We start from the raw sequence: 19186 nt of genomic DNA, 5'->3' as shown, positions 1-19186 counted from the left end.
ATTAAGCTGCCGCGACCGCCACTGCGTGGGGAGCTTGTGGCACTCCGCGCCGGGCCAGGAATTCATCCGCCAGCGCCCGGTAGGCCTGTGCACCACGGCCGGAGGGCTCGTACTCGATGATGCTTTTGCCAAAGCTCGGCGCCTCACCCAGGCGCACCGTGCGCGGGATCAACGTCTGGTAGCAGGTCTCGGCGAAGTAATTGCGCACGTCATTGACCACCTGGTTCGCCAGATTGGCGCGGCTGTCATACATCGTCATGACGATGCCTTCCAGCAGCAGGTTTGGATTCGCCCCGCACTCGCGGATTTGCTGCACCACATTCACGATCTTGGAGAGACCTTCGAGGCCAAAGTACTCGCACTGGATGGGCACCAGCAGCTCGTCCGCCGCCGCCAAGGCGCCCGTCATCAGCACGCCGAGGGAGGGCGGGGTGTCCAGAATGGCGTAGTCAAAATGGCCGGAGTCGCGCAGCGGGGCCAGCACCTCGCGCAGGCGGGCCATGTGGTTGCCAGCCTGGGCCAGCTCGATTTCACAACCCGCCAGCTCCTGATGAGAGCGGATGATGGAAAGGTTCGGCAGCCGGGTGCTGCGGATGGCCAGGCGCGGGTCCGTGCCGTCCACCAGTGCGGAGTACAGGCTCCCCCCGTCTTCCTGGGCCAGCCCGAGTCCGCTGGTGGCATTCGCCTGGGGGTCAAGGTCCACCAGCAATACCCGCACCCCGCGCTGGGTGAGGCACGCGGCGAGGTTCAAAGCGGTCGTCGTTTTACCGACACCGCCTTTCTGGTTGGAAATGGCGACAATCCTCATAGGTACTTGGCACTGGACTTTGCAGATAAACCATGGGACACGCCAGCACGAAATGGAAATCACAGAGAAATGGCTCGGAGAAATCGGCGGTTGGGCGGTGATGAAGTCCGCCCGCTCCTTGGTGGATGCAGGTTTGGCCGTCGTCACCAGCAGCAGTGACGGCATGATCCGTGGCACCGCCGGCTCCGGAAAACTGAAATTCACCACGGGTCTGCGCATCCGCACCTCCTCCGATGTGGAAAACCTCTGCACCTGCCCCCACGCCCGCCGCAGCGGCATGATGTGCGAGCACGCCCTGGCCGTGGCCCTGGCCCACGTCCGCGAGCAAAGCGGTGCCAGCAGGCCCTCTTCTGGCCCCACATCGCGTTCTGTAGTCCCGCCTTTAGGCGGTTCCGGCGGTCTACCTCCCTCTTCAGCCGGTTCCGGAGGGCCCGGCGCATCGCATGCTAGCGGAGCCCCCGGACCGGCTAAAGCCGGTACTACAATACCCAGAACTCCGCCCCCCCTGACCCCGCTCAAGATCTCCGGTCACTACTCCCTCTACCTCCCCGAGCCCCTCCTGCAGGGACAGATCCGCGAGCCCTTCGGCGTCTTCGTGAAATACATCCCCGGCGGCGAGGGCGAAACCTCCCTCTTCGCCGCCTGGCTCGCCAGTCAGGGGATCAAGCAACCCCAGAGCCTCCCCATCTCTCTCAAAGGCGCAGGATTGAACACCTTCCTGGAGACGCTGGCCGAGCACCCCCGCGTCTTCGTCGGCAAGCCGAACGGTCAGGAGCGCCTCTTCCAAGTCGCCCCCGAGCGCGTCCGCCTGCCGCTGGTCGTCGAGTCCGTCGATGCCCAAACCGTCCGCCTCAAACTGGAAGGCGGCCACCAGAAGCACGTCATGGGCGCGTGGTGGATCTGCCAAGAAACCGCCTCCCTCTTCCGCCACTTGGCCGACACCCCCGCCCTGGCCGCCCTTGCTGGAGAGTTGAGTCGTTCAAGCGTTACTAAGCCGTTACGTTGGCTGGCAGAACAGGGGGAGTCTTTGGGTGAATGCTTTCAGATGGAACTGCGCGGCGCAGGTCTGGAGAAATTCCACGTCGCCCCGGTGCCATGCCAGTTCGAAATCCAGCTCGACGGCTCGCTACAGGTCGTGGATGCGAAACTTTCTGCCCGTTACAATTCACACACTTGGCCAGTGCGCCATTTCGATGGAGGTCATTCAATCTTCCCACTTCAGGATGAATCGAATGGCTTTGTATTCTACGTTCAAAACATAGAGGCTGAATTCCGTCTTTTACGCCGTTTGGAGGGTCTCGGTTTCAAGCCCGAAGGCCAGGTCTTGCGGTTGCAAGGCAGCGAAAATGTCCTCCGCTTCTACGCTTCCGAACTTCCTCAGCTTCGTAACCTCGCCACCGTTACCGAAGGCGAGCGCTGGCGCTCTGCGACTCGCGGCATCCAGCGCATCGCGCCCAAGACCAAGTTCGTCGCACCCGCCGGCCAGATGGGCGGCGGCGGCGGCGACTGGCTCAGCATGGAGTTCGCCTACGAGTCCACCGATGGCTTCCGCCTCCCCCGCGCCGAAGTCCTGCGGCTGGTCCGCTCCGGCCAAAGTTCGGTCAAAGGAGCCAATGGCAAGCGTTACATCCTCGACATCGCTGCCGTGGATGATTTGGAGGAATCCCTGCGGGATGTTCCCATGGAGCTCACCCCCGAAGGTGCCCGCGTCCACGGAGCCCATGCCGCCTACTTTGGCGATGAAGCCGCAGGTGTAGCTAACGTGCACAGCGTTACAAGCAGTGAGGTGCAGGCCGAGATCGGCGACCTCGCCGGCATGCTCCGCCCTTACCAGATGGAGGGCGTCTGCTGGATGACCTCCCGCATCCTGCGCGGTCGCGGCGGCATCCTGGCCGATGAGATGGGCCTGGGCAAAACCGTCCAGAGCATTGCCGTGGCCCTCTTCCTCAAGCAGCGCAAAGGGGACCAATGCGGCCCGATGATCGTCGTCTGTCCCAAGTCACTCCTCGGCAACTGGCAGGCCGAGTTCGAGCGCTTCGCCCCCGCCCTGAAGGTGCTCCAAATCCATGGCGCTGGCCGCGAAAAAGCGCTCAGCACCATCCCCTCTTTTGACGTGATATTGACCTCTTATCAATTGATCATCAGAGATATTAAACATTACCAAAACATCCGCTTTGGTTTGATTCTTTTGGATGAAGCCAGCTTCATCCGCAACCCCGATACCGACGCCGCCAAGACCCTCCGCAGCCTGAATTGCAGCGGCCGGATCGCCCTCACCGGCACCCCCTTGGAAAACGGTGTGCGCGATTTGTGGTCCATCTTCCACTTCGCCCTGCCGGGTTATTTGGGAAACCAGACATCCTTCAAAGAGCGCTTCGAAAGCCCCATTCAGTCCGGCCTGGACCTCCCCGCAGGCCGCGCCGCCGCCCAGCGCCTGCAAAAACTCACGCTGCCCTACTTCCTCCGCCGCACCAAACGCCAGGTGCTCAAAGACCTGCCCGAGAAGATCGAGCAGGTGCTGTGGTGCACCCCCAGCGCGGCGCAGAGCGAATTCTACCGCAAGATCCTGGAGGAGGGCCGCGAGGAAATCAAAGCCGCCCGCCGCCGCTCCGGCCAGAACGGCGCCAAGATGACCATGTTCACCGTGCTCCTGCGCCTCCGCCAGGTCTGCTGCGATCTCCGCCTCACCGGCGTCCAGCCCGAAGCCCTCAAAGGTCTCGGCCAGGACGACCTCTCCGGCAAATGGCCCGCCCTCCTCGGCCAGATCGAATCCGTCATGGAATCCGGTGGCAAGCTCCTCGTCTTCAGCCAGTTCGTCCGCTTTTTGCACCTCATGCGCGACCACCTGAAAGCCGAAAAACTCGACCACGCCTACCTCGACGGCAGCAGCCAGGACCGCTCCGAGCAGGTAGCCCGCTTCCAGAAAGACCCGAACTGCCGCATCTTCCTCATCAGCCTCAAAGCCGGCGGCTACGGCCTCAACCTCACCGCCGCCGACAACGTCATCCTCGCCGACCCTTGGTGGAACCCCGCCGTCGAATCCCAGGCCATCGACCGCGCCCACCGCATCGGCCAGCAAAAAGTCGTCAACGCCTACCGCCTCGCCATCCGCGGCACCGTCGAAGAACGCATCCTCAAGCTCCAGGCCCAAAAACGCGGTCTCGTCGAAGCCGCCCTCAACGACCAGGCTCCGATGATGGAAGGCCTCACCGAGCAAGACTTGGAAGGTCTCATCGAAGGCTAATCCTCCGAGCCCGCAGCACTCCGCCACACCACAGGCTCCGCTCGTCCCCCTCCTCGCCCAGCCGCACCCACAGCAGGTAGGGCGGCTTGTCCCCAAGCCGCCGTGGTCTATTACATCAAAAGCACCCCGCAGCGTCCATCCGAGCAGCACTCCCGTTCCACGACACCATCGGCTGGCGTGGTGATGCATAAATAATGCCAGGCATTTAGTTGTTGCAACAATTGCCATATCTCGCACCTTCCGCCCCATGAACCACGCCCAACCCTCTGATCCCCAGTCGCTCCCCCTCGAAGAGCAGCTTGTCGGCGTGAATGCGAAAACCGGTATCTATCCCGGCGCGCGTTCGTGGTCTGGCGGGCGGTTCCGTGTGCTCGGCAAGGGGCCGCTGGAGTCTTATTGCTACCACGTCATGTCACGCACCTGCGGCGGCGAGGTGGTCTTTGATGAGGTGGAAAAGGAGGCGCTGCGCCGCGTCATCTGGCGCATGGCCGAATTCTCTGGCATCAAGGTGGTCACCTACTGCATCATGGGCAATCACTTCCACCTCCTCGCCGAGGTCCCCCACCGCGACACCTGGCTGCAGCGCTTCGACGGCCCCGACGGCGAAGCAAAGCTCTTCGATCACCTGCGCACCCTCTACAGCCGCGCCTACCTGGGCCTGCTGCGCGATGAGCTCGCCGACTTCCGCGCGCGCGGCATGGCCGTCCTCGCCGAACAGCGGATCGCCGCGCTCAAGAAGCGCTTCTGCGATCTCTCCCTCTTCGTCAAGGAGGTCAAAGAGCGCTTCAGCCGCTGGTTCAACAAACGCCGTGGCCGCCGTGGCACGCTCTGGATGGATCGCTTCAAGAGCGTCCTCGTCGAAGGCAAAGGTGAGCCCCTGCGCACCATGGCAGCCTACATCGATCTCAATCCCGTGCGCGCCGGCCTCGTGAAAGATCCGAAGGACTATCGCTGGTGCGGCTACGCCGAGGCCCTCGGCGGCAGTCGCAGAGCCCAGCGCGGCCTGTGCAAGGCCCAGGGCAAGCCGGTGGACGGCTGGAAGAGCGCCGGTGCTGCAGCCGCGTACCGCTGCCTCCTCCATGCCGAGGGGCGCGAGGTCAAAGACGCGCAGAATGAGAAGGTGGTATCTCGTGGCATCACCGCCGAGTCCGCACGCACCGTGCTGGCGGAAAAAGGCAAACTCAGCCCCGCCGAACTCGTGCGCCTGCGCGTGCGCTACTTCTCCGACGGCGTGGCACTGGGCAGCAAGGAATTCGTCGAAGGCATTTTCGAGGCACAGCGAGATCTCTTCGGGCCAAAGCGCAAGCAGGGAGCCCGCCGCATGCCTGAGTCAGACGCCCCCTTCTACACCCTGCGCCAGCTCCGCCTTCGCCCCTTGAGTTGATTGCAGAAAGCAAAACAATGCAGCAGGAACGGCAGGCCGTTCAGATGTCCAACGGACCAGCTAAACTTTTCCACATCGCCGGAAAGGGAAGGTTCCGCCGCTCCCGCGGCCACCCCTTACTTCCCCAGCTTCTCCTTCAAAAACCCAAACAGATCCGGGTACTTCATGTGCCCGTAATCATTGTTGTAATTGATCTCGTGCTCAATGCCCACCGCCTTCAGCTTTTCAGCGATGCCTGCGCCGTAGTTGCCGGAGTGCACCGGGTCCTTCGCGGGTGGCTTGCCCAGGTTCGGAGTGCTGTCGTAAAACAGCAGCACCGGCGGGTCGTCCGCACTGGCCAGAGCGTAGGGCGAGAAGCGCTCGATCCACGGCATGAGGCTGTCCCGTTTGGCCAGAAACTCCTGCATGCTGCCGAGCCCAAAGGCATGGCTGCCATAGTCGTTGTTCGGGATCCACGCCTTCATCTGCTTCGGGTCCAGCGAAGTCTGCGGCACAAAGGCCAGCACACAGCGCAGCCGCGTGGATTCGTGCTCGATGGGATCGACGCTTTTAGGATTCGCCATGTCGGGGCTGAAGGCCAGCCACAGCACGGTGAACCCGCCCGCTGATCCGCCACAGCCGCCGATGCGTTCTTTGTCGATGTGCCACTCGACGGCCTTGCTGCGGACAAACTGCAGCGCACGCGCCGAATCATCCAGGCAGGCCTTCACTGGCGGCGTGATCTGATCCGCCTGCGCCTCAGGAATGAAGCGGTAGTTGATCGAAACCACCGAGATGCCGTTCTCCAGGCATTTGGCGAGGAAGTCGGGATTCGCCTTGTCCCCCGTCATCCAACCACCGCCGTGGACAAAGAAGAGCAGCGGCGTCGGCTGTTCAGCCTTCGCCTGGTAAAAATCGAGCACCTGCTTTTCATGCTCCCCGTAGTGGACATTCGCTTGAGTGGGAGCCGGCGTCTGGGCGAAAGCGGTGACACCTGCCAGCAGGCAGAGCGGGGCAATGAGGAATCGAAGGGCGCGCATGGTTGAGGTGTGCCGCACCGGCACGGAACTGCAACCCTCAAAAACATCATGAAGCCGGGTATTTCAGAATGGCCTCCAGGCGATTCCTCAGATCACTCCGAGCCTGCCGCTACACCTCCAGCTGAATGCCCAGCTCAATGACCTGCCGTGGGGGAAGATCAAAGTAACCCGTCGCAGGGCGGGACATGCGCGAGAGCATCACAAAGAGCTTCTTCCGCCACGCCGCCATCTTGCCGGGGCCGTTAGTCAGCAGCACCTCGCGGCTCTGGTAGAAGGTGATGCCGTTGCGCTTCACCTTCGTTTTCTCAGACATCGCCGTGCAGAGGTCATTGAAAACATCGGGCGATTCGGCAAAGCCATAGCGCAGCACCACGCGGTAAAACTCCTCGTGATACTCGCTGATCTCATGGCGGGTGACTCCGTCACAGACATACGGCACATTCTCAAACTTCACACTCAGCAGCACCACCTGCTTGTGCAGCGCCTTGTTGTGCTTCAGATGATGCAGCAGCGCCAGCGGCAGGCCGTCGGCGCTGGCGGACATGAAGACCGCCGTGCCGGGCACGCGGATGATGCGGTCTTTTTTGATTTCATCGATCAGATGCACCACGGGCAGGCGTCCACGCTGCATGGCTTGGAAGAGGATGGCGCGGCCATCCGTCCACGTTTTCATGATGACCCAGATGCACGCCGCCACAGCCAGCGGGAACCACGCACCCTGCATGAATTTGATCAGGCTGCCGGACACGTAGCCCAGCTCAATGATGGTGAAGACCAGCACTGGCAGGAAGGCCTTCCAAAACGACCAGTTCCAGATGCGGCGGGCCACAAAGAAGAACAAGATGCTGGTCAGAAACATCTCCATCGAAACCGAAAGCCCGTAGGCAGAAGCAAGATTGCTCGATGTCTCAAAGCCGATCACCAGCGCGATGCAGGCCACCATCAGCAGGAAGTTCACCTGCGGCATGTAGATCTGCCCGCGCACATCCGGATTGGTGTGGATGATCTTCAGACGCGGCAGATAACCGAGCTGCACCGCCTGCTGCGTGAGCGAGTAAACCCCAGTGATCATCGCCTGCGATGCGATGATCGTCGCCGCCGTCGCCAGGATGATCATTGGCACCAGCAGCGGCTGCGGCACCAGTTTGAAAAACGGATGCTCCAGCGCCGCCGGATCGCTGATGACCAGCGCCCCTTGGCCGAGGTAGTTCAAAATGAGCGAAGGATAAACGAGCATGAACCACGCACGCTTCAGCGGCTTGGACCCAAAGTGACCGATGTCCGCATACAGCGCCTCACACCCCGTCACCGCCAGCAGCACCATGCCCATGATGACGATCCCATGATACCCATGATGCATCAGGTAATAAATCCCCCAGTGCGGAGACAGCGCCACGATGACCTCCGGATGCTCAATGAAACGATAAAATCCCAGTGACGCCAGCGCGGTGAACCACAGGATCATGATCGGCCCAAAAGCCACGCCAATCCGTGCCGTGCCGTGCTTCTGCACCATGAACAAACCAAAGATGATCGCCACGGAAATGTACACGATCACGTGCTGGGGCAGGGAGGCGCTGATCTGCTTCATCCCTTCCACGGCGGAAAGCACCGAGATGGCCGGGGTGATCATGCCATCCCCGTACAGCAGCGCCGCACCAAACAGCACCACCAGCACCACAAAGGCGCTGGACTTGGGGCTCAGGGCCTCCTTTTTCGAGCGCAGCAGGGACAGCAAGGCAAACATCCCGCCCTCTCCCTGCGCTGTCGCCTGGCTGAGCAGCCCCAGATATTTGATCGAAACCATCAGCGTCAGCGACCAGACCATCAGCGAGATCGGCCCGTAGATCATGTCCACTCCATCACGTCCCGGAACGTAACCCGCATGAGTGAGGCATTCACGCAGCGCATAGAGCGGACTGGTGCCGATGTCCCCGAATACCACACCCAAGGCGACTAAGGCCAGGGTCCAACTGTTTGAGTTTTTGTGTTCTGACATGAGGTATCTTCGGGACGTTCCCGAAGCCCTGTTTGAATCAGGGACTGCTGCTGTTAGCCAGCGGGGACTCAGATGCAAGAGACAGTTCGGCGCACAGGGCTGTGTGTATGAACAGTGGCATGCACAAAGTACCCACAAGTTTCACCTCGCGGCTGCGCAGCACTGGGAGCGCGGGTCTCCGAACCCGCAGCAGGTCGACATCACTCAGAGCCTGATCCTTCATCCCAAACGTCTCCAGCACAAACCGCTCTGGCAGAGAGTAAAAGCCAGCGTCAGGAACTCTTCCTCAATTCACCCCCAGCTGCGCGATGTCCTCCTTCTTCAGCGCCCGGTCAAACACCGCGATCTCATCAATCCGCCCCTCCCAGTTCGAATCATTGTCGCTGCGCCCGCCGAAGAAGCACTCATGCGGCGCTTTGGCCGCCTCCACGGCGCTCTCCGTCTCAAATTCCAGCGCCCCATTGAGGTAGCCACGCACCTGGTTCTTGTCGCGCACCAGCACCAGATGCTGCCACTGCCAGCGTGGGATCTCGCTCTTGCCTGCCACGGGGCTCTTGTCGTTCGTGCCGCTGAAGAAGATCAGCTTGCCGGTGTTGCCACTCTTCCCGCCGATGCCGAGGTGATCACTGAAAACCCCCAGCCCATGGTCCTCGCCACGGGAAAACAGCCAGCCGCTCGTATCCCGCCCGTCATTCGGCATGCCATTCCAAAACCAGAGCGAGATAGAGTACTGGCTCCCCAGCCCAGCAAGGCGTGACCGAATGCGTGCGCCCACCAGATGCGGTGCGCGGTTCACATCACCCGCGCAAAAGCTCGCCGACTTGGGCCCTTCAAGATAGTAGGCCACATCACGCTCATACACCGCATCATGCGCATGAGCACTCGCATCCGCCGCCACTGGACCTGTGAACTCATTCAGTCTCCAGTAAGCCGTCGGTTTCATCGCCAGCACCGCCTTGGCTGCCGTGCCATCGCTTAGCTTCCATTCGGCGCGCGGTTTATCGGCCACGCGTTCCAGCGCCGCGATGGCTGCCCCCGCAATCTTCGGTTCCGCATTCACTTCCAGCCCGGCGGAGCGCGCCGCCCAGGTGTTGTAGCCGCCCCACGCATGCATCTCCGGCGGCGGGATGTAGCCGTCGCCACCATTCGCCAGCTCGATCACCATCGTGTGGGGCAGGGGGCTCGCTGCTTTGATCTTCAATCCCGTGATCGCATAGGTTTCATTCGGTGTCGTGGCGATGCCGATGTCTCCGAGTCGCAGCCCCTGCACCACGATCTCCGTCTGCTGCCGCTCATTCAAAAGGATTTGTTCCCGCGCATACACTTCCGTCGGTGTCTTCGCCAGCCGGTCGCCCACCTCCGTCATCACACGCTGCGCCCATTCCAGGCGCTGCTTGTCCGGCGTACGGTACTTCATGATCATGCGCGTCTCTGTCATCGCCACGCTGGGCAGGTCTTCATACTTGATGCTGGCATAAGCTTTCATCGCGATGTCGAGCAGGCCGTTCGCATACTCATCCATGGTCGGCTTCGGCCGGTCCTTCTCCGGCACCGTGTAATCCACGCGGTAAATGTCCCCGCTGCAGCCGTGAGACATCATGCCCACCATCTTGCCTTCCGGATCGATGCGTTTTTGCAAACCATCCGAAAACAGGCCGAAGTAATCCGCGCCGATGTCCTTGTCGCCAAAGTAGTGCATCGAAAAATTCGCCAGCACCGCCAGCGGTTTGCCGTCCTTCGTTTGAATCGAGATCAGAGAGAGATCAGGATCTTCCGGGCCGGACTCGCCCGTCACATTATCCCAGTTGCTTCCGGCATGCATGTTGGCCCGCACCGATTTGTTGCCAAAGGGATCTTCCACCACGCGGTCCGGCCGGCGAATCCACTGCCGCAGCGCCGTGAACTCCGCCGCATTCGCTTTGGCAAAGCCGATGCGCGCAGGCACCATCGCCGCCTGCGCCGCCGCGATGGCCTCCACAAGTTTCTCCTTCAAAAACGGCACATAATTCGGATCCGGATCCGTGCCCAGGCATCCCATGGAAGCCGGAGCGGAATGCGCATGCGTGGCAGAAATCAGCATGCGGTCTGCCGGGATGCCCGTCTTCGCCGCCGCCATCTTCTTCGCGTCATCCAGCACCTCGCGGCTCATCATGCAGCTGTCCGCCACCACGAGCGCGATCTCCGTCTTGCCATCCGTCGCCACGATGGCACGCGCATGCACACGACTGGTGATCTTGTCCACATAGCGGCTCAGCATCCCCCCATTCACCAGCACCGGCAGCTTCGGCGGCGTGATGTCGATGACAGCAGCCCCCGCTTTGAATTCAGCATGCAGTGAAGTCGTGATCAGCAGGACAGAGAGCGGAAAAATAAAACGCATCATGGTGCGCAGAGTACGGCCACCAGCCCAAGCCTTTTCCACCAAGTCGCCACTGGGTCACATGAGTACCAAAGGCCAGTCGTTCCGTACTGGGAGCGCTGGTTTTTAACCGGCTCTGGGCGAATGACCCTGCGCTCTCTCTCAATAGCAAATGGCAGCGCGTCGCAAACCCAGCGCGGCGTGGTCCGCACTCTCCGAGTGCGGTCTGGAACTCAGCCCCACACTCCACCACAGCACCCCTCACTTCGTCATCTTCAAAAACGCCGCCGCATACCGCTTGCCCAGCTCACGATACGCCGCCGAATCAAAATGCACCTTGTCACCCTTGTGGTTCAGTCCTTCCGCCGTCACAAAAGCCGTGTGCGGCACCTCCTTCGGCATCTCACGCTGTGCTTGATCCACCACCTTTTTCTCAGGCGTCCACGGCACCCCCTCAAACACGCCCATCTGCCCCGCAATGAATGGCACATCTGGCGCTTTCACCAGCTCGCGCAGGCGCTTCACCAGATCCTGCAGCTTGCCCGCATATGTCTCCGCCAGCCCCGGCAGTGAATCGCTCTCGCCTTGGTGCCAGAGAATGCCTTTCAGTGTGCCCGCAGGCAGCGCCAGCTCCACGCGCTTCACCATGTCATCCCAAGGATGGCTCTTCGTCGCAGGATAAAACACGCCCGGCTTCCACGTGTCGATCGGCGATCCACCCACCGCGCACGGAATCAAACCAATCGTCACCCCCGGATTAGCCTCGGCAATGATCTGGCCAAACGTCTTGCCCAAACCCACACCCGCCGAGGGCTTGTCGAAATGCATCGGATCTACCGCCGGCACCCACTTGCCCTCTTTGCTCAGCATCAGCACCCGCGGATTGACCGCCGTATCCTGCGCCTCCACCACCCCACGCCCCGCCATGTTCGACTGCCCCACGAGCAGAAAAAGATGAAACTTATCCTTGGAGGGCAGGGGAGCATCTTCAGCAGCAGCGAAGACAGTGACAAAGAGAGCCAGCAGGCAGATGAGTGGACGGATCATGGTTGGAAATAGAGAGAAGGGGAACGCTCACACGAATCTCTTTTTGCAGATTATGTGTCTTGGATAGGCATGCGAAGATGGCCGCATTTCTTCAACCACTGAATACACGGAATGGATCCATCGACTCAGGTTTCCGTGTACTCAGTGTATTCCGTGGTTCAATTCAGACTCCCAGGAATGGCCCCTCACTTCAGCGTCTTCCGCAGCCACTCAATCAGCTGCTTCTGATAATCCGCCCCCAGCTTCTCCCAGCCGCCCATCCCATGGCTGCCCCCGGGAACCACGATGGTCTCGCAGCGGTTCCCCGCCGCCTTCGTCTTCGCCTCAAAATTCACACTCTGTGACAGCGGCACCGTCTCGTCCTTGTCCCCATGGATTTGCAGAAAAGGCGGCAGCCCGCCCTGAATGTGATTCAGCGGCGAAATCTCCGCCAGCTTCTTCCGCGACTCATCATTCAGCTCCTCCATGCCGATGAGTCCACCCAGTCCGCCCAGCGCCTTGCGCCGCACTGCCTGCACCACCAGATCATGCGGCGCATAAAACGGCACCACCGCCGCCACCCGCGTCTCACCCTTGCCCGTGACCCCGGCCCAGGAAACAAGATGTCCCCCCGCCGATTCACCAATGAGCGCGATCCGCTTCACATCCACCTTGTACTCCGCCGCATGCGCCTTCACCCACTTGATGGCGCTGGCCACATCAGTCACACACGCCGGCCACGCATGCTCAGGCGCCAGTCGGTAGTTGATCGTGAACCACGTGAAGCCCGCTTTCGACAGCGGCTCAAACAGCGGCTTGATGAACGAATGCTTGTCACCCTTCGTGAAGCCCCCGCCATGCACCAGAATGCACGTCGCAAACGGCCCCTCTCCCTCCGGCACATACGCATCCAGCGTCAGCGACACATCGCCCGCCTTCGCAAACTCGATGTCCTGCTTCAGTCCCGGCATCGTGAAGGTGTCGGCTGCAGGAAGAGCGGTGGTCAGAAGCAGGGCAAAAAGCAGGGCGGATTTCATGGTGAGTAACTAACGCCACTTGCAGCGGCGCTTATCGTCAATTCCTCCAACTTCCCGCTGCCGAATTTGTGCGAAAGAAAGCCCCCGGGTTTGCTGTCTGTCAGGCGTATGCTCTAATGAAATATGAAACAACAGCGTGTCTTGATTCTCGGAGGTGGGTTTGCTGGTCTGGCTTGTGCCAAAGGATTCCCCGAAGAACGCTTCGCCGTCACACTCGTGGACCGCTGGAATCATCATCTCTTCCAGCCGCTGCTCTATCAGGTGGCCACCGGCGGCCTCGCCATGACCGACATCGCTCAGCCGCTCCGCTCCATTCTCTCCGATTATAAAAACGTCACCACCTTGATGGACGAGGTGCGCCGCATTGATCTCGATGCCAAACAGGTCCACCTCAAGGAGCAGGTGCTGGATTACGACTACCTCGTCATCGCTCTCGGCGCCAAGACCGGCTACTTCGGCCATGACGAATGGGCTGCGCACACGCTCGGCCTGAAGAGCCTGGATGATGCCATGAAAATTCGCAAACAGGTGCTGCTCGCCTTTGAGCAGGCGGAGTGCTCGAATGATCCGCAGACCACCGCGCGCTTGCTGACGATGGTCATCGTCGGCGGTGGTCCCACCGGAGTGGAAATGGCGGGCTCGCTCGCCGAACTCGCGCAGCAAGTGCTCAAAGAAGACTTCCGGCGCATTGATCCCAGCTTGGCCAAAGTCCATCTCATCGAGGCCGGCCCCAAGCTGCTCGCCACTTTCCCCGGCGGACTGCCAGACTACGCCTGCAAGCATCTCGAGCACCTGGGCGTGACGGTGCATCTGAACTCCCCCGTCAAAGAAGTCGGCGCAGGCTATGTCATCACCGGCGATCAGCGCATCGAGACAGACACCGTCATCTGGGCCGCAGGCGTGGAGGCCAGCGGGCTCACACGCACTCTCGCAGGCGTGCCGTTGGATCGCGCCGGTCGCATCCAGGTTCTGCCAGACCTGAGCCTGCCCGGTCATCCCGAAGTCTTCGCTGCAGGCGATCTCGTGGCATTGACCGACACCAAAGGCGTCCGCGTACCCGGCGTCAGCCCGGCCGCCATTCAGATGGGCCACTTCATCTCCAAGACCATTCTCAATGAAGGCATGTCCGTGCCCCGCTCATCCTTCACTTATCTCGACAAAGGCACCATGGCCACCATTGGCCGCAGCGCCGCCGTCGTCAGCTTTGCCGGCATGCACCTCCGCGGCATGCTCGCCTGGCTCATGTGGCTCTTCGTCCACCTCCTCTTCCTCATGGGCATGCGCAATCGCGCCATCGTCTTCCTCCACTGGGTCTGGTCCTACATCACCTGGCAGCGCGGCGCGCGCATCATTCAGCCGTGAGCATGACCTGTCTGCGAGCCACGCTTCCGATATGGACTGCGGTCGCGGAGTGAGGAACGAACGCAGATGCCCCCTCTTCCGCCGGTCGATGAATAACTTTGGAAACAGTAAAGCTACCGCTTTCGCCGTCCTCGGTGACTTTCTCATACCCGCAACCACCGAAGGCGGCAGCCGGTGAATCTTCGCAAGCCTCATCACCCCACGCCCACCACGAGCCGCTCGAAAGCGGCAGCTCATCGCAACCGCACTCCAAACCAGAGCCTCCTCGCATGCCCGTCCCCATTTGGACTGCGGTCGCGGAGTGAGGAACGAACGCAGCTACCGCTTTCGTCGGGCCGGTAAGCACACGCATACCACACAATGCTCAAAAGCGGCAGCCGGTGCTTCTTCACCAGCCGGTCACCTCACGCCTACCACGAGACACTCGAAAGCGGCCGATCATCTCAGCCCCTCACTTCACCTCAAACACCTTCGTATCCAGCACCTTCCCATCCTGCACCAGATCCACACGATACTTCCCGCGCGGCAGGCCATTCTTCGTCGTGAGCGAAGAGTCAATTTCATCATTCACGCCAGCCTCCACATCCGCCGTCGCCAGCACCTGTTCTTTCTCGCCTGCAGACTCCAGCAGCCTCCAGACCAGTTGCACCCCTTTGACCAGCGCCACCTCCTTCAGCTTCCACCGCGCATGCAGTTTGATGTCGTCAGTGGTAAAAGACTTCACTTCCTTGCCGGGCTCGCTCTTGCCGTCGTCACGAAAAAGCTGCGATGAATCAATGCTGAGCTTCGTCTTACCGGCCATCGGCGCGCCCATCTTCACCGTGAACTTCTCATGCGCCACCTCCTGTCCGTCGAGCTGCAGCGAGACCTCATGCGTTCCCGCAGGCCATCCGCCGGCGGGGATGAAGGCAAAATGGAAAGGCACGTTTTCCTTGTTCTCCTCCATGGTGAAACTCCGCGTGCCCTCGTCATCCACCTTGCCATTCACCAGCCACGTGGCTTCCAGCCATGACGACAGGCCCAGGTTGCCCGCTCCCGCCAGGAAGACCTTGTCCATGCCGTCAAACTCATGCGTCTCATTCACCGGCTTGTGGTCTTCGTCTGCGCCTTTGGCCAGCGCCGCTTTCAGCAGCTTGCTCGGAATCGCCTCCTTCGGCGGCGCGACACGGAAGGGGAACTGCCCCAGCGGCTTTCTATCCAGGGTCACATCCGCCCGGTAGCACGCACCCACCGGCATCGGTTGCTTCGTCTTCATGTCAAAGCTCACAAACGTGTCCTCCCCAAACGAGAAGAGCACCCCCTTGTTCACCGTCGCCACATCCACCTTCGCCTCGGCCATCAGATCCTCACGAAACATAAACTTCGCAGCCACCACCCCGGCCTTCGGCCGCCCCTTCAGCTCGATCGAAAGATACACCGTCTCATCCGGCTTAAAAAACTCCGCCACATCCTTCGGCGACCGATCATCCTCCTTGAACCCATGGCAATAAACCGCCTTCTTCAAATCCCCCTCCGCCGCTCGAAGCGGGATATCCTCAACTGCCAGATTGAAACTCAACACCAACAGCGGAACAAGAGACGTTTTCATGTCCGCACCCAACCACAGTTCATGACGATGGCAAGATTCATGGCGCATCATGCGGCACCACGAGCCCGCAGTTCTTCCACAGCGCGATGACCGCAGCTTCATCAGCAGGCTGAAAAGAGCGTATCTGCATAAGAGGAGCGGTCACTGCCGCAGGCTTTATTAAACAGCGCCCTGGCTCAAAAGCCGCAAACACGTCAGCGGATTCCAGACTTTCTTCAAGGCAATTCGCATGCGCTTGCCACCGATGGTAAAGTGCAAATCACCTGCTTTCAACTCAGGTGCCATCGCCAATGGAATCTCTGCCTGACGCCCTTTGCAGGTGACGCTGCTTTTCTGGAATTCAAAAGGCGGCAGCAGCACTTTTTCGCCAGATTGCAGGCGTTTCAGTGTGGCCGGCATGAGGGTTTCAGATTCGAAGGCAATGAGCGCCTCGCGCAGCTTGCTGATGCCCTTCAGGGAGCTGCCGACTTTCACCTGCTGAGCACCATGACGAATGGTGATCTGCATATGCGTGGTGGACTCCTGGCTCAGCACGCCCGCGAGCATCGTGGACAAGTCCATTCCCTCCAGAACGATGTTCTCAGCCCTGTGGCGGATCAGTGTCTTGCCATCCAGCACGACCGTTGTGGTGCGCAGCCAGGAAGACTTGATCAGGCGGCCTTCTTCAAGCGTCACGCGCAAGGTGAGAAAGTAGATCCACATCAGGACAAACCACACGCAGACGACCAGCAGGATGAGCGAAAAGAAGACATCGTCATTCCAAATGAACAAGGCCGGTAGACAGACCAAAGCCGCCACCCCAGAGCCCAGGGTGGGAATGAGCAAGGTCCACGTGATGGGGCTGACGATGCTGGCTCGAAATGTCATGATTTGTAGTGTCGTCCTGGAGTTGTTTGCTTGGCCCGGGGTGCAAGCCGCCGCACTGAGCTTGACCCGCGAGGCTTGTGCAGCCATTGACTTTTTCAAGCCGTATGTTATGTAACCACCGCGTCTTATGACACCCCGCGTTCTCAAAATAGTTCATTCAGCCCGGCTGCGGCCAGGGCTCGGGATGACTATGTCATAGAGGACAGAAGTCAGATATCGCTGCTATCCCCGGGAGCCCTGATTGCCGCCAGTCTGCATCAGGGCCTTTTCATATCCTTCCGGGGAGCAGCACGTTCACATCGAACATCTGACTCTTATGAAACTCAATACGACTGACTCGGGCCGCATCCGCAACATTGGCATCGCAGCCCACATTGACGCTGGCAAAACCACGCTCACCGAACGCATCCTATTCTACGCAGGCGCCATCCATGCCTGCGGAGACGTGCATGAAGGCAACACCACCACCGATTTCTCGGACATCGAACGCGAGAAGGGGATCACCATCTCCTCCGCCGCGGCTCCATGCTCGTGGACTCAGCAGCCCGTCGCAGGCCTCACCCGCCTCTTCACCGGGCAGCCCCATCGCCTCAACATCATCGACACCCCCGGCCACGTCGATTTCACCGCCGAAGTCGAACGCTCCCTCCGCGTGCTCGACGGCGCGGTCGCCGTCTTCTGCGGCGTCGGTGGCGTACAGCCACAAAGCGAAACCGTCTGGCGTCAGATGGATCGCTATCGCGTACCCCGCGTCGCCTTTATCAACAAGATGGACCGCCTCGGCGCGGACTTCTCCCGCGTCGTCAACGAACTCCAGACCAAGCTCGGCGCACCCGCCTGGCCCGTCCTCCTGCCCTGGGGTGCCGAATCCGCACTGCTCGGCCAGCTCGATGTCATCGAAGAGCGCGCCCTGCATACAAATGCCGACTCGCCCACCGGCTTCACCGTGGAATCCATTCCCTCCGAATGGCTCACCGCCGTCGAATCCGCACGTCGTGATCTCATCCAGGCTCTCGCCAGCCTCGACGATGAAATCGCCGAACTGTGGATCGAAAACCTCCCCGTGCCCGCGCAGACACTCCGCGCCGCGATCCGTCGTCAGACCCTCGCAGGCCGCTTTGTGCCCGTCATCGGCGGCAGTGCCTACAAACACATCGGCGTCTCCGCGTTGGTGGATGCCATCGTGGATTTCCTCCCTGCACCTGAAGAAGTGCAGCGCGTGAACGCCATCGATGCGCCACTTGCTGCGCTCGCCTTCAAAATCGTGCGCCATCCACAGGCAGGCCGCTTGGTCTATGTCCGCGTCTATTCCGGCACCCTCCAAAAAGGCACGCCACTCCTCAATCCGCGCCTCGGCAAAACCGAGCGCTGCGGCAGGCTGCTCCGTGTCTTCGCAAACCGCCGCGATGAACTCGAAAGCGTCCAGGCAGGCGACATCTGCGCCGTCACCGGCCTGAACAACTTCAGCACAGGCGATACCCTGTGTCTGGTAGATCATGCCATCATGCTTGAGCCGCCCGTGTTCCCCGAACCCGTCGTCAGCATGGCCATCGAGCCCGCGAAGTCCGCCGACCAGTCACGTCTGGCCACCGCCCTCTCACGCCTCAGCGATGAAGACCCCACCTTCCGCGTTCGCACCCATGAGGAGACCGGCCAGTGCCTCATCTCCGGCATGGGCGAGCTCCACCTCGAAGTGATCCGCGAAAAACTCCTGCGCGAGCATGGCGTCGAAACCATCGCTGGCGCACCGGAGATCGCCTGCCGTGAAACCATCACGCAGCAGGCCGAGGCCGATCATTTGCTCAAAAAGCAAAGCGGAGGCTCCGGCATGTATGCGCGGGTCAAACTCGCCGTGCAGCCCCTGCAGCGCGGTGGCGGCTTCATTATCGAAGACGCTATCGTCGGCGGCAGCATTCCCTCCCAGTTCATGGGCGCGGTGCGCCGTGGCATCACCGAAGCCGCTGTCTCAGGCCCTCTGCGTGGCAGCCCGCTGGTCGATGTCCGCGTCCGCATCATCGACGGTGCCTCTCACAGCAAGGACTCCAACGACCAGGCCTTCCGTCTGGCCGCTGGCGAAGCCCTCCGCGAAGCCGTGCGCCTCGCCGCCCCCGTGCTGCTGGAGCCCGTCATGCAGGTCGAATGCACCGTCACCGACGAACACCAGGGCGACATCCTCGGCGATCTCAACCGTCGCCGCGCCCGCATCACCGGCATCGACCACCGCGGCACCGAATCCGGCATCCTCGCCGAGGTCCCCCTCGCCGAAATGTTCGGCTACGCCGGAGCCATTCGCAGCCTCTCACGCGGTCGCGCCAGCTACTCCATGGTCCCCACCAGCTATGAAGTAGTCCCCGCCTCCGTCCTCCCCCGCATGCTCAAAGCATGATACAGCCCAACCACGCGGAGCCCGTCTCGAAAGAGGCGGGCTTCGTTTTTGTTGCTAAAGCCTGGCCACTTCTCCGATCTTGCCTTCCAGGCCTGAGAACGTAAAGT

12 protein-coding genes are annotated in these 19186 nt (G+C 61.0%); 4 read left to right on the top strand and 8 right to left on the bottom strand.

Annotated elements, in window-relative coordinates; all coding sequences use genetic code 11:
* Position 1 precedes the first annotated feature (1 nt).
* Complete coding sequence (locus AC3RLQ_RS08350) at positions 2-808, bottom strand: ParA family protein (RefSeq protein ID WP_493036102.1); 807 nt, start codon at positions 806-808, stop codon at positions 2-4.
* A 52-nt stretch (positions 809-860) separates the two neighbouring features.
* Between AC3RLQ_RS08350 and AC3RLQ_RS08345 the strand changes: the two genes are divergently transcribed.
* Entirely contained in the window at positions 861-4052 is a 3192-nt protein-coding gene (locus tag AC3RLQ_RS08345; protein ID WP_493036100.1) for a DEAD/DEAH box helicase, read from the top strand.
* Between the two features lie 247 nt (positions 4053-4299).
* Complete coding sequence (locus AC3RLQ_RS08340) at positions 4300-5436, top strand: transposase (protein WP_493036098.1); 1137 nt, start codon at positions 4300-4302, stop codon at positions 5434-5436.
* 116 nt (positions 5437-5552) lie between these two features.
* Here AC3RLQ_RS08340 and AC3RLQ_RS08335 read toward each other — a convergent pair whose 3' ends face one another.
* From AC3RLQ_RS08335 to AC3RLQ_RS08315, 5 genes are all read right to left on the bottom strand, one after another.
* Entirely contained in the window at positions 5553-6455 is a 903-nt protein-coding gene (locus AC3RLQ_RS08335; RefSeq protein ID WP_493036096.1) for an alpha/beta hydrolase family protein, read from the bottom strand.
* A gap of 109 nt (positions 6456-6564) precedes the next feature.
* Positions 6565-8454 carry a potassium transporter Kup gene (locus AC3RLQ_RS08330; RefSeq protein WP_493036094.1) on the bottom strand — a complete coding sequence of 630 codons (1890 nt, stop codon included), beginning with the start codon at positions 8452-8454 and terminating at the stop codon, positions 6565-6567.
* Positions 8455-8740: 286 nt separating this feature from the next.
* Positions 8741-10837: a LamG domain-containing protein gene (locus tag AC3RLQ_RS08325; protein ID WP_493036092.1), complete on the bottom strand. Its 2097-nt coding sequence runs from the start codon at positions 10835-10837 to the stop codon at positions 8741-8743.
* A gap of 237 nt (positions 10838-11074) precedes the next feature.
* Complete coding sequence (locus AC3RLQ_RS08320) at positions 11075-11860, bottom strand: sialate O-acetylesterase (RefSeq protein ID WP_493036090.1); 786 nt, start codon at positions 11858-11860, stop codon at positions 11075-11077.
* 185 nt (positions 11861-12045) lie between these two features.
* Positions 12046-12876: an alpha/beta hydrolase gene (locus AC3RLQ_RS08315; protein WP_493036088.1), complete on the bottom strand. Its 831-nt coding sequence runs from the start codon at positions 12874-12876 to the stop codon at positions 12046-12048.
* Between the two features lie 123 nt (positions 12877-12999).
* On the opposite strand from AC3RLQ_RS08315, the gene AC3RLQ_RS08310 reads away from it, so the two are divergent.
* Complete coding sequence (locus tag AC3RLQ_RS08310) at positions 13000-14238, top strand: NAD(P)/FAD-dependent oxidoreductase (protein ID WP_493036086.1); 1239 nt, start codon at positions 13000-13002, stop codon at positions 14236-14238.
* Between the two features lie 451 nt (positions 14239-14689).
* Here the strand turns inward: AC3RLQ_RS08310 and AC3RLQ_RS08305 are convergent, their stop codons facing one another.
* Positions 14690-15826 (bottom strand): hypothetical protein, encoded by a 1137-nt coding sequence (locus tag AC3RLQ_RS08305; RefSeq protein ID WP_493036085.1) that lies wholly within the window; start codon positions 15824-15826, stop codon positions 14690-14692.
* A gap of 159 nt (positions 15827-15985) precedes the next feature.
* Positions 15986-16693 (bottom strand): hypothetical protein, encoded by a 708-nt coding sequence (locus AC3RLQ_RS08300; RefSeq protein ID WP_493036084.1) that lies wholly within the window; start codon positions 16691-16693, stop codon positions 15986-15988.
* A 316-nt stretch (positions 16694-17009) separates the two neighbouring features.
* On the opposite strand from AC3RLQ_RS08300, the gene fusA reads away from it, so the two are divergent.
* Positions 17010-19079 carry an elongation factor G gene (gene fusA, locus AC3RLQ_RS08295; RefSeq protein WP_493036083.1) on the top strand — a complete coding sequence of 690 codons (2070 nt, stop codon included), beginning with the start codon at positions 17010-17012 and terminating at the stop codon, positions 19077-19079.
* Positions 19080-19186: the final 107 nt, after the last annotated feature.

The sequence above is a fragment of the Prosthecobacter sp. GW821-HT29F12 genome (assembly GCF_058803405.1).
Note: the sequence above shows the minus strand (reverse complement) of the source record. Positions and strands in the feature narration are given on the sequence as shown.

Bases quoted from the DNA above. Each gene is read 5' to 3' on its own strand.
- AC3RLQ_RS08315 (WP_493036088.1), bottom strand. From the start codon at position 12,876: ATGAAATCCGCCCTGCTTTTTGCCCTGCTTCTGACCACCGCTCTTCCT.
- AC3RLQ_RS08350 (WP_493036102.1), bottom strand. From the start codon at position 808: ATGAGGATTGTCGCCATTTCCAACCAGAAAGGCGGTGTCGGTAAAACG.
- AC3RLQ_RS08305 (WP_493036085.1), bottom strand. From the start codon at position 15,826: ATGAAAACGTCTCTTGTTCCGCTGTTGGTGTTGAGTTTCAATCTGGCA.
- fusA (WP_493036083.1), top strand. From the start codon at position 17,010: ATGAAACTCAATACGACTGACTCGGGCCGCATCCGCAACATTGGCATC.
- AC3RLQ_RS08335 (WP_493036096.1), bottom strand. From the start codon at position 6,455: ATGCGCGCCCTTCGATTCCTCATTGCCCCGCTCTGCCTGCTGGCAGGT.
- AC3RLQ_RS08340 (WP_493036098.1), top strand. From the start codon at position 4,300: ATGAACCACGCCCAACCCTCTGATCCCCAGTCGCTCCCCCTCGAAGAG.
- AC3RLQ_RS08345 (WP_493036100.1), top strand. From the start codon at position 861: ATGGAAATCACAGAGAAATGGCTCGGAGAAATCGGCGGTTGGGCGGTG.
- AC3RLQ_RS08310 (WP_493036086.1), top strand. From the start codon at position 13,000: ATGAAACAACAGCGTGTCTTGATTCTCGGAGGTGGGTTTGCTGGTCTG.
- AC3RLQ_RS08325 (WP_493036092.1), bottom strand. From the start codon at position 10,837: ATGATGCGTTTTATTTTTCCGCTCTCTGTCCTGCTGATCACGACTTCA.
- AC3RLQ_RS08320 (WP_493036090.1), bottom strand. From the start codon at position 11,860: ATGATCCGTCCACTCATCTGCCTGCTGGCTCTCTTTGTCACTGTCTTC.
- AC3RLQ_RS08300 (WP_493036084.1), bottom strand. From the start codon at position 16,693: ATGACATTTCGAGCCAGCATCGTCAGCCCCATCACGTGGACCTTGCTC.
- AC3RLQ_RS08330 (WP_493036094.1), bottom strand. From the start codon at position 8,454: ATGTCAGAACACAAAAACTCAAACAGTTGGACCCTGGCCTTAGTCGCC.